The following is a 10802-nucleotide window of genomic DNA, read 5'->3' as shown; positions in this document are numbered from 1 at the left end:
TCGATCCAGCGCAGCAAATCGGAAAAACTCCGAGGCCTCATGAAGTGTGACACGAGTACACCCCCTCCTTGATTCAACCGGTCCCTGACGGAACCCCTCCGCCCCTCCTGTCGGGCCAAGAAGGTTTTTTACTTTATCCTGACGGAACCGGAACGTTTCCAAACCCATGCGCCGGCCAGATAGCGACCGGCATACCTCACAAGCCAACACCTTGTGGAAGGCGGTCATTCACGCCTCAACGGCGCTGAACGAAGAGCCGGGCCGGTCAGATAGCGACCGGCATACCCCACAAGGCCAAATACCTTGTGGAAGGCGGTCATTCCCTAGAATCTCTCCCACGTCTTCACCGCCAGCTCACGGGCCCTGGCCGCAACGGCCCGTTCGTCGATTCCCGGGAGCACGCGGTTCTCCATCAGCACCTTCCCGCGCGCGACGGTGGTGACCACACTGCGGCCGCTCGCCCCGAAGAGCAGGTGCCCGTTGACGTTCGCATCGGTAAGCGGCGTCGGCGGCACGTAGTCCGAGACGATGACGTCGGCCGAACAGCCGGGCGCGAGACGCCCCAGCGGCACGCCAAAATACCGCTCCGCGATGCGCGCGTTGTTCTCGAAAAGCATCTGCGGAATCTCCCCCCAGGCCACGTTGGGATGCCCATTGGCATGCTTCTGCAGCGCGTTGGCCATCTTGTAGGACTGAAGCATGTCGCTGACGTAGCCGTCCGTCCCCAGGCCGGTGAGGATGCCCCGCCGGCAAAACTCCAGCACGGGCGTCGTGCCCACGGCGTTGCCCATGTTGGACTCCGGGTTGTGGACGACGGCCGTCCCCGTCTCCTTCAAAATATCCATCTCGTGCTCGTCAATGTGGATGCAGTGTACTGCGATGGACTTCGGCCCCAGCAGGCCGAAATCGCGGAAACGCTCGAGAATGCGCCGGCCGTATCTCTCCTCGGAGTCCCGCTCGTCGGCCGGCCCTTCCGCCACGTGGACGTGGAAGCCCGCATCCGCGTCCCCCATCGCCTCCCGACAGGCGGCCAGGGTCTCGTTCGACAGGGTGATGGAGGCGTGAAGCCCGAAGGTCCCGGCCAGCAGGTCATCCTTCTCCTCACGGGCGGCACGGATGAACTCCATGTTCTCCTCGATTCCCCGGCGCATGATCTCCGGACCGTCGCGGTCGGACACCTCGTAGCAAAGGCAGTTTCGGATCCCCGTCTCGCGGGCGGCGCGGGCCAGCTCGAACAGGCTGCCCCTCACCGCATGGGGGCTGGCGTGATGGTCCAGCACGGTCGTCGTGCCGTTCTTGATGCAGTCGATCATGCAGATCAGGCCGCTGTAATAGCAGTCCTCGAGGCTCAGGGCCTTGTCCAGCCGCCACCAGAGCCGCTCCAGGACCTCCATGAAATTTTGCGCCGGTGCGTCCTTCGTGGATATCCCGCGGGAGAAGGCGCTGTAATAGTGCATGTGGGCGTTGATGAAGCCCGGCAGGATCAGGCCGCCGTTCGCGTCGACGAACCGGGCCTCGGGATATCGGGCCCGCAGATCGTCGGTCGGCCCCACCGAGACGATCAAGCTGCCGTCGGCCGCCACGCAGCCGTTCGGGAACCAGGGATTTCGGGGATCGCGCGTTACCAGCATTCCGTTTCCGATCAACAGCATTCAACAGGCCCCCCTGATTCCAATTCGAGAGCGTTCGCATGCAGTAAGCGCAACGCCGGCGAAGAACGAGCCGTGCGATCCGCCTGGGGCTTTCACCGGACGGTCATCGGCCCAAACGCAGCGTACGAACGATCAAGATTGGAGTGATCTTTCCTCCCTTTTCGGGAGGGTTTCCTGGGACTTCTCGTCCTCCTTTTCAATTCCGGCTTCAACCCTTCAAATAGCGATAGACCGTCTGCTCCGAGACGCTCAGGCGCCGGGCGACCTCCGTGACCACGCCCTTCAGCAAAAAGACGCCCCGGGCGTTCAGTTCCTCCACCAACTCGCGCTTCTCGCGGGCGGTGAGACGGGAAGGGGCCGCCTTACAGGCCGATAAAACCCGCTCCAGGACGGAATAGACCATGTGCTCGACGTTCCGGTCCGCCTCGTCCCGGCGCGGCCCTCCGGATTCCCCGACGAAGGGGACGGCGGACACGCCGCCGGACTTCTCCAGGCCCAGCAGCCGATCGACCGTCTGACGCGCGGCCATGAGCTGCGTGAGGTCGACGTTGACGCCCAGGATCCCCACGACGTTCCGTTTCTCGTCCCTGATGAAATAGGTGGAGGACCTCAGGATCTTATCGCCCGCCGGCTGGCCGAAATAATTGGCCGCATAGGGCTCCCCGCGCTCCTCCGAGCCGGCGGAGCGGGGCGGGTGCCCTCTGTTGACGGATGCGGCCCGGCAGATCGGCGAATATCTGCGGGGGGAACGAAGGGACTTCGACGTTCCGATACGATTGGAGGGGACGGACTTTCAGCTCCTGGTCTGGAATACGCTTCGGACCATCCCCTACGGCGAGACCCGAACCTACGCGGAGATTGCGGCCCGGATCGGCAGGCCCAAAGCCGTCCGGGCCGTGGGCGGGGCCAATCACCGCAACCCTCTGCCTCTCCTCGTCCCCTGCCACCGCGTCGTCGGGGCCGACGGAACGCTGGTGGGGTTCGGAGGAGGGCTCGAGGTCAAGCGGCGGCTTCTGGAGATCGAGGGGTGCAATGTTCGAGGAGCGCCCGTCAACCCCGGGGCTATCTGTACCCCATCCTCTCTCTTTTCGCCTCCAGCCTGAGGCACGTCCGATAAGGGATGGCGATCAGCACCAGGGCTCCCACAACAGCGCTCGCGTTCGAGGTCAGCAGCCACAGGCCAAAGGCGTTGCCCAGCAGTCCTCCGGAGGCCAGGAATGCAGCCGAGAACAGGGAAAAAATCCCCACGCCGACCAGACAGAAGGCGGAGAGGAAAAACGCCGCCCGGCTCCAGAACAGACTATCCAAAAAGACCACTTCAATCATGAAAAAAAGGGTGACGCAGATAAAGACGACCTGAAAAATTTTTGAACTCCCAGAAGCCATTGGCCCCAACAGTTCGCTCCCTGCAGACAACATGTTGTACAGACAGAGAAGAAAAAATTCGACCTCATGTCGAAACAGGTTCCTCAGCCAGCTCCTCATCCATCATTCTCCCTTCCATGTTCCTCCGTCGCCCGTGGTTCGAACGGGCGTTCCGCGCCCTCGGAGATGTGGAACAGGGCAAACCCCAAGACCTGTCCGGCGTAAGGGGCTATATCTCCCGCTTCCAGCGCGTCCCCTGCGGGGTGTCCTCCAGCACGACGCCACGCTCCGCCAGCATGGCCCGGATCTCGTCCGACCGGGCGAAATCCTTCGCCTTGCGGGCGGCGCAGCGCTCCTCGATCAGCCGCTCGACCTCCGCGTCGCCGAGGGCCTCCTCTCCGGCCGATTCCTCCTTCGGCAGCTCCTCGGGCCCGATCACGCCCAGGATGCCGTCGATCTTCGCCAGCTCGGCCTCCGCCGCGTCGAAGAAGGCGGCCGGCAGGGACGGATGCTCCTTCAGCCCGGAGTTGATCGCCTTGACCACCTCGAAGAGCACCCCCACCGCCGCCGCCGTGTTGAAGTCGTCGTCCATCGCGGCGTGAAAGTCGTCGTCCAGCCTCTTCAGCTCCGCCAGAAAATCGGCCGGGAACGAGCCGGCCCCGGGCTCCTCGCCCATTCGGGTTCTGCGGGCGAAGGCCAGGTCGGCCCGGCAGTTCCTCAGGCGCGTCACGCCCCGTTCGGCCTGTTCCAGGCCCTCGGGCGCGAAGTTGATGGGGGACCGATAGTGCGCGCTCAGCATGAAGAGGCGGATGGCCAGGGGCGGATACTTCTGCCGGGCGGCGCGGGCCGTCATGAAGTTGCCCAGGGACTTGGACATCTTCTCCTTGTCGATGAGCAGAAAACCGTTGTGCAGCCAGAACCGCACGAAGGGCTCCCCGGACGCGGCCTCGCTCTGTGCTATTTCGTTCTCGTGGTGGGGGAAGGTCAGGTCCACCCCGCCCGAATGGATGTCGATCGTCGTGCCCAGGTACTTCGAGGACATGGCGCTGCACTCGATGTGCCAGCCGGGCCGTCCCTTTCCCCACGGGCTGTCCCAGGCGGGCTCCCCCGGCTTCTGCGCCTTCCAGAGCGCGAAGTCCAGCGGGTCCCTCTTGCGCTCGCCCACCTCCACGCGCGCACCGGCCTCCAGCTCGTCCAGGCTCTGCTTGCAGAGCTTGCCGTAGCCGGGCCAGCTCCGGACGTCGAAGTAGACGTCCCCTTCCGAGACGTAGGCGTGCCCCCTCTCGATGATCCTCTCGATCGTCCCGATGATCTCCGGCATGTGCTCCGTGGCGAGCGGCGCCACGTCGGCCCGACGGATCCCCAGCGCATCGGCGTCCTTGTAGTATTCCCCGATGAAGCGCGCGGCGAGGTCGGAGACCTCGATGCCCTCGGAATGGGCGCGCTGGATCATCTTGTCGTCGATGTCCGTGAAGTTCTGGACGAAGGTGACCTCATACCCCAGATGCTCCAAGTAGCGGCGCAGGACGTCGAAGACGATGAAAGGGCGCGCGTTGCCGATGTGAAAGAAGTCGTAGACCGTCGGGCCGCAGCTGTAGAAGGTGACGCGTCCCGGGGTCAGGGGGACGAACGGCTCCTTTTTGCGCGTCAGGTCGTTATAAAGCGTCAGACTCATGGCAATGCACCTCCGGATTGAGAGCAAAATCAAAAGCGAACGTCGGCGGCAGATCAAAAGACCGAAAGAGTCGCTTATAATAATTGTACACGTTCCAAGAAATTTTTGGGCCTCCGGGCCCGCAGCTGGGAGAGATGAATTTTGTCCGCGTCCGGAAAGCACCAGTTCGCGCTCCTGCGCACGCGCCGTTTTCTGCCCCTTTTCCTGACGCAGTTCCTGGGGGCCTTCAACGACAACTTCTTCAAGAGCGCCCTGGCGATGCTGATCACCTTCCGCCTGGCCGACGGCGCCGGGCTCGACTCCCGCATCATGGTGAACGTCGCGGCCGGGGTCTTCATCCTTCCCTTCTTCCTCTTCTCGGCCCCCGCCAGCGACCTGGCCGACCGCTACGACCGCGCGTATCTGATGCGCCTCGTCAAGTTCGCGGAGGTCGTCATCATGGGGATGGCCGCCGTGGGGTTCCAGCTGCAGAACATCTGGCTGCTGCTCGCGGTGCTCTTCCTGATGGGAGCACAATCCACCTTCTTCAGCCCCGCCAAGTTCAGCATCCTGCCGCAGCACCTGGAGGAGGACGAGTTGATCGCGGGGAACGGCCTCATCCAGACCGGGACCTATCTCGCCATCCTGACGGGGACCATCTTCGGCGGGCTCCTCATCCTCACGTCCGGCGGGCTCCTCCGGGTCGGGGCGGGGGTCGTGGCCGTGGCGGCCGCCGGCTGGTGGACCAGCCTCTACATCCCCCCGACGCGGCCCATCGACCCCCACCGGCGGGTATCCGCCGACGTCGTCCGCAGGACCGCCGCGCTCGTCACGGACGTCTATCCTCACCGCAACGTCTTCTGTGCCGTCCTCGGGATCTCCTGGTTCTGGCTGGTCGGGGCGACCTTCCTGGCGCAGTTCCCCACCTACGCCCGGCTGGTCCTCGGGGCGGACGAGCAGGTGGCGACGCTCTTTCTGGCCGTCTTCTCCATGGGCATCGGGCTGGGCTCGATGGCGTGCAACGCCATTCTGAAGGGCGAGGTCTCGGTGCGGTACGTGCCCGCCGCGGCCGTCGGCATCTCCCTAGCCAGCGCGCTGCTCTGGCTGGTGAGCCATCGGGAGCCCCTGGCCCCGGGGATCCCGGCGATCGGCGTCGGCGCCTTCCTGGCCGTGCCCGCAAACCTGGCCGTGCTGGCCTGCCTCTTCGCCATCTCCTTCTGCGGGGGGCTCTACATCGTCCCCCTCTACGCGGCCATCCAGTACCTCACGCCGGAGGACCGCATGGCCGGGGTCATCGCCTGCTCCAACGTCACGGACTCGCTGTTCATGGTCGTCTCCGCCGTGGGGTCCGGCCTTCTGCTGACCGCGGGGCTCGAGATCCCCCAGATCTTCCTGGTCATGGCCGTCCTGACCGTCCTGGCGGCAATCCTGATCCGCAGGGGCGTGCGGCGGTACGGCGGCGGGGAGCGCTAGAGCTCCCGCAGCCCATGCCTCTCGAGACGAAGGGACGGCCCCCGAAAAGGGGGCCGTCCCGCGTATACTCCGAAGCTATACTTTTCTCCTCAGCAGGAACGCTCCGACGAGAGCCAAGGCCAATCCGCTGACACCCGCGTCGCACCCGCCGCCGGAGCCGCTCTTGGAGTCAGTCTCCGGGGTTATCGGGCTGCCCGGGATTACCGGGGTTGCCGGGCTGCCCGGGGTTGCCGCCCGGCTTGGCGATATCCTTCAGCTTCTTGTTCACCATGATCGTATGGACCTTGCCGTCGTCCGTCGCCACAAGCACTTTCTCGATCGCCGCCCTGCCCGAGTCGATATCGGCCTTCGTGGTCCTGCACGTCAGCCTCAGCCTGTAGCTCTTCGCGCCTGCCCTGACCGCCGGCGGCATGGAGCTCACGATAACCTTGCCGCCGGCGTCCAGCAGCTCAGCCTTCGGCTTCTCCTTCATCCCGGAGGCGACCACATCCAGGGACTTCGGCGTCCCATCGAGCCTCAGCGTCGCCGTGAGCTGGACAGTCAGGTTCCCCTGAGCGTCCGGCTCGCCGATGGCCGTTGTCTCCCAGCTGCTCGGATCGATGCTCGGGGCCGCGGGCGTACCGGGTGTACCGGGCGTACCACCGCCGCCACCACCGCCGCCGCCACCACCCGGCGTGGTGCGCTCCAGCGGGACGTCGACAAAGCCCTGGAAATTTGGCGAATCGAAGTTTGTGGCTTTCACCCTCAGCGTCCCGCTCGTGAAGCCGGACGGCAGCATGACCTCAAAAACCGCGCCCTCCCTGGTGTTCGTCCCAGGCTTAGCGTTCTCATAAGCGGGATAATTCTCCGGCCTATCTCCCCGGATCATCTCGGCTTTCCATTCGCCCTCCTTCACTTTCACGTCACCCGAGACCTTGACGGTCACGGTACGCTTGTTCCCCGAGTAACTCGCCTCCGCCACCAGATCGGGGACGGAGATGGTCTTCAGCGCGGTGAGGACCAGTTCCGTTTTGGTCCCTTCCAGCCGCGCCACTTTCCAGTATTCAGCACTAGGAGTTTTATCCTGCTCTGGGTCACCTTTGATCACTTTACCATTCATATTCACAGAATTGACCTTCAGCAGCGTGAGCGTCTTGCCCGCCTCCAGGCCGCGTTTCCAGACACCGGTAGCCTTCATTCTCATGTCAGAACCACTGATCTCGACCTTCCCTACGGTCAGGACCGGGTCGCCCTCGAAGACGTCCGCCTCGAGCGTCGGTTGAACAGGAGGAGACACCGCCTTCAGGGTTAGATTCGGGTACGCTCCGTGAGGCAGGTACAGGGTGCCGCCGCCGAGCGTCACCTCGACGTTTCCGGAGAGCAGCCCCGCGTTGTGCACCCTGAAATCGGTATTCTCATTCCCCATCTTCACGTTCCACTTCGCGCCCGGCGTTCCGTCCTTGATGGTCAGTGCAGTTCCCCCCATCAGCTTGAGGTCAAGGGCAGCGCCATCGGCAAGAATCAGCTTTTCGACCTTGACGAAAAGATCGCTATAGGAAACGACAAGGGGGGTCGTCCTCACGAACTCCAGCGTGCCGATGGTGTTCTCCCCACCGAACTGCAACTTGGCGGGTTCTGTCGTGGAGCCTCTGATATCGAGGTGGTTCACAAAGACTCTTTCCTCAAATTTCAAGGTAGGGGCGCCGCCGTTTTTCCCATTGAATACGACCTTCGCCACATCTTTACTCAGGGTGGCCATTTGACCGGCCGCCACATCCAGGCTCAGAGTCCCCTTATCGATCCCGGCGTCGAGCACAAAAGGATTCGTGGGATCGATGATGGTCAGGACATTGCCGTTGGCCGTGATCTTGCTGCCATCGACCGTTTTCAGCTCCTTGAGCGTCAGGTCCCCGCTCAGCACGAGGCGGCCTTTATCCTTCAGGTCCACCGCGCCGTCCGGCGCGGTTTTGCTTCCGTTTCCGATCGCTCTCCCCTGCCCCACCGTCAGGACGCCCTCGGTGACCTCCACGCGCTTAACGGCCGCCGGAAGGTTATACCCCAACGTCAGGTTGCCCTTCGTGACCGTCACCGCGGGGCCTGTTAGGTCCGGCAGGGTGTCCACGACGTTCAGCGTGCTGCCGTCCTTGATCTCCAAACCGGTGGCCGTCGTCAGTGGAAGGTTCACATTCAGCGTTCCGCCGCCGGAGAGGGTCATGGCGCCGGCGCCCTTTATGTTGCCCGGGGCCTTTCTCTTCAGGGTCAGCGCCTTGTCAGGGTTGACGGTAATGTGCGTGGCAGTGGTAAACGTCAGCCCATCTACAGCCTTGACCTCCACGGTCGCGTCGCCCGATGCGTGAAGCGCGCCGCCGGCAGCGAGGGTCAGCTTCCCCGTGCCTTCAATGGATAAGGTCGCCCCCTGGCCGAGCGACACAGACTTCGCATTCGCAGCCTCGGTAATCTTTACCTCGGCGCCCGAAATCAACACCTCATCAGCAGCCGCTGGTACTCCGTTCGGATTCCAATTGGTACCCTCTTTCCAGTCTCCACCCGTGGAACCAACCCAGGCCTTGGGATCCGCCAGCGCGGTCCCGGCGAGGCCCAGGGCGAAGACCGCCGCCAGCACCGCCACGCGTAAAAACCTCCTGCTCAAAACCATCCTCTCATCCTCCTCACAAACTCACAAACTCACCAAAAATATCTGCCATTGCAGACCCAACCCTGAGACGGAGTCCAATCCCTCTGCCCGCTCTATTCAGACGTTGGGATAAGGCTCGGGGCCTTCCATCCCCCATCGATCCTCGTCCTGTCCGGGCAGTAGATGCGCAGGAACAGGTGGAACCCGCCCTGCCCCGTGGGCAGCCAGTTGGCCTTGAGGGGATCCTCGTCCTTTGGAGCCTCGGGCTGGAGCAGCAGCTCCAGGGAGCCGTCCGCGTTATAGGTGACAGGACTGCGGTCGTTGACGCAGTAGCGGTTCAATGGGTTCGCAATCAAAAAGTCGTCGTCGCCGTAGGCCGTTACCGACCAGAACCCGCCCTCCCGAACCGGCGGCAACGCCCCCTTCTCGAAGCGCACCTTATAGCGTGTCCCCGCCTTCAGGGCCCGTCCCGACGAGTCCTTGTTCGCGCTGGCGTATATGGCGGCCGATACCGGGTTGGCCCCCAGCCCCCTCCAGGCGACCATCGCGCGGTAGTCGTACTCCGTCCCGAACTCGGCGATCGGCGCACCGAGGTACTGCCACGGCCCCCAATGCACGAGGAACCTCTGGCTGTTCGCGATGACCCGCGCCTGAACCCTCTTGATCATCGCCCGCCACGCCGCCTCCCGACCCTGCGCGTCCGCCCCCAGCACCGCGGGATCGAAGCTGAGACCGGGCCCTACGCCCAGCGCACGGATTCCGTCCAGGAAGGGCTCATCGCCGGGGAGCGGAGGGTTGTCCCGCATCAGGGCGTTGGCCTCGCCGAAGAATTGCTCGGGCGTCATCCTCAAAACGTAGTCCACGGGGATCACGCCGTCGTACCGGGGATCGTGGGTCCCCTTTGGGGGGACATAGTCTCCGCCCCGGAGATAGTCGGCCAGCGGCAGCAGCCTCATCCGCTTCTGAAGGGTCCGAACGTTTTCCAGGTCGTCCTCGCCCCTGCACAGGGTGCGCCCGATGATCCAGCCGAGGTTCCCGGAGAGGCGAAAGGGCGTCATCCCCGCCGGGACGGTCGTTTTGTCGTCCGACCGCATCAGCAGACAAACCTGCTCCCCGGACGTGCCCTCCCTGCCCCCCGTGCCGGCAATCCCCACGCTGTTCGTCCAGGCGTCCAGGAACTGCGCCGAGCAGTAACGGTCTGCGGCCGGCTTGACGAACACCAGGGGGCCGCCCTTCAAGTCGATGAACGCCTGAGAATAGAGCGTATCGACGTTCGGCGTGACGACGTCCTTGAAGTCCGGCCCAGCCAACCTCTGCGCGTGGCGCAGCTGGTTCACGGGCACCTTTGCGGAGGTGGCCTCGACGACGTTCGTCGCCACCCTCTGGGATACGGACATCATGACCAGCGGATAGCAGTAGACGTAGGCGTCGTCGAGCGTCGTCGCGGAGCCGGACTCGTGCCTGTCGCCCCCACCGCCGCACCCCCCCAGGAGAAACAGCAGCAGGGCTATGGCTGCGGCCAGGGGCAAAACGCCCCCGACACTCTTTCCTCTCCCTTTACTCACGAACACGATCTTCTCTCCCCTTTCGACGGACGCCGAGACCCGGGGCCCCGCGTCATTCGATGTCGACCCCCATGTCCCGGAAGATCTCCAGCACCTCGTCAAGGCTGTGATAGCCAACCTCCTGACGAACGACATCGCCGTTGTCGTCCAGAAAGAGGAGGGCGGGGAGGTAGGTCACGTTGTACTCCTTAACGAGCTCGGGATACTCGTCCACGTCCACCGCTTCCGCTGCCAGCCTGCCCTCATACCGGTCATTGATCGCATCCAAAACTTTGGACATCTGTTTGCAGGCCGGTCAACCGGCCCCGGACAGGGATACCAGAGTCGGCAAGTCCTTTCCCTCGGCATGAACGGGACAGAAAATGAAAGCCAAAAAAAGGAAAATCGACACAAGCACCGTTCTCATTACCGAACCCTTCCTTTCGTTTCTAAAGAAACGCTGATTTAATCCATGAAGCACCCCGGTGGTACCCCAGCTT

At 63.7% G+C, this 10802-nt stretch carries 10 protein-coding genes; 2 read left to right on the top strand and 8 right to left on the bottom strand.

Annotated elements, in window-relative coordinates:
* Positions 1–323: 323 nt before the first annotated feature.
* The gene (ssnA, locus tag Q0176_RS10805) at positions 324–1652 is read right to left on the bottom strand and encodes a putative aminohydrolase SsnA (RefSeq protein WP_299302804.1); all 1329 of its coding nucleotides are present in this window, start codon (positions 1650–1652) and stop codon (positions 324–326) included.
* A gap of 208 nt (positions 1653–1860) precedes the next feature.
* Positions 1861–2379 carry a helix-turn-helix domain-containing protein gene (locus Q0176_RS10800; RefSeq protein WP_299302806.1) on the bottom strand — a complete coding sequence of 173 codons (519 nt, stop codon included), beginning with the start codon at positions 2377–2379 and terminating at the stop codon, positions 1861–1863.
* On the opposite strand from Q0176_RS10800, the gene Q0176_RS10795 reads away from it, so the two are divergent.
* Positions 2357–2755: a methylated-DNA--[protein]-cysteine S-methyltransferase gene (locus Q0176_RS10795; protein WP_299302802.1), complete on the top strand. Its 399-nt coding sequence runs from the start codon at positions 2357–2359 to the stop codon at positions 2753–2755. The genes Q0176_RS10800 and Q0176_RS10795 overlap by 23 nt on opposite strands.
* On the opposite strand, the gene Q0176_RS10790 is transcribed toward Q0176_RS10795, so the two are convergent.
* Complete coding sequence (locus tag Q0176_RS10790) at positions 2715–2960, bottom strand: hypothetical protein (protein WP_299302799.1); 246 nt, start codon at positions 2958–2960, stop codon at positions 2715–2717. The genes Q0176_RS10795 and Q0176_RS10790 overlap by 41 nt on opposite strands.
* A 286-nt stretch (positions 2961–3246) precedes the next feature.
* The gene (gene cysS / locus Q0176_RS10785; protein WP_299302796.1) at positions 3247–4692 is read right to left on the bottom strand and encodes a cysteine--tRNA ligase; all 1446 of its coding nucleotides are present in this window, start codon (positions 4690–4692) and stop codon (positions 3247–3249) included.
* 141 nt (positions 4693–4833) lie between these two features.
* Here cysS and Q0176_RS10780 point away from each other — a divergent pair, with 141 nt between their 5' ends.
* On the top strand, positions 4834–6144 hold the full coding sequence (locus Q0176_RS10780; RefSeq protein ID WP_299302793.1) for an MFS transporter: 1311 nt from the start codon (positions 4834–4836) through the stop codon (positions 6142–6144).
* Positions 6145–6219: 75 nt separating this feature from the next.
* Here Q0176_RS10780 and Q0176_RS11270 read toward each other — a convergent pair whose 3' ends face one another.
* The 4 genes from Q0176_RS11270 to Q0176_RS10765 form a co-directional block, all read right to left on the bottom strand.
* A complete protein-coding gene (locus Q0176_RS11270) occupies positions 6220–6330 on the bottom strand; it encodes a Synerg-CTERM sorting domain-containing protein (protein WP_366797471.1) in 111 nt (36 codons plus the stop codon).
* Positions 6314–8752, bottom strand: a complete 2439-nt coding sequence (locus Q0176_RS10775) for a hypothetical protein (RefSeq protein ID WP_299302790.1) — start codon at positions 8750–8752, stop codon at positions 6314–6316. Before Q0176_RS10775 ends, Q0176_RS11270 begins: the two co-directional genes overlap by 17 nt.
* Positions 8753–8871: 119 nt before the next feature.
* A complete protein-coding gene (locus Q0176_RS10770; RefSeq protein ID WP_299302787.1) occupies positions 8872–10329 on the bottom strand; it encodes a DUF1254 domain-containing protein in 1458 nt (485 codons plus the stop codon).
* 46 nt (positions 10330–10375) lie between these two features.
* On the bottom strand, positions 10376–10603 hold the full coding sequence (locus tag Q0176_RS10765) for a thioredoxin family protein (protein ID WP_298782019.1): 228 nt from the start codon (positions 10601–10603) through the stop codon (positions 10376–10378).
* Positions 10604–10802 lie beyond the last annotated feature (199 nt).

The sequence above is a fragment of the uncultured Fretibacterium sp. genome (assembly GCF_938040765.1).
Lineage (GTDB): Bacteria > Synergistota > Synergistia > Synergistales > Aminobacteriaceae > CAJPSE01.
This window is presented reverse-complemented; position numbering and strand designations above follow the sequence as displayed.

What these genes read in the sequence shown, in the direction of transcription:
- ssnA (WP_299302804.1), bottom strand. Translation starts at nt 1,652, where the DNA reads ATGCTGTTGATCGGAAACGGAATGCTGGTAACGCGCGATCCCCGAAAT.
- cysS (WP_299302796.1), bottom strand. Translation starts at nt 4,692, where the DNA reads ATGAGTCTGACGCTTTATAACGACCTGACGCGCAAAAAGGAGCCGTTC.
- Q0176_RS10765 (WP_298782019.1), bottom strand. Translation starts at nt 10,603, where the DNA reads ATGTCCAAAGTTTTGGATGCGATCAATGACCGGTATGAGGGCAGGCTG.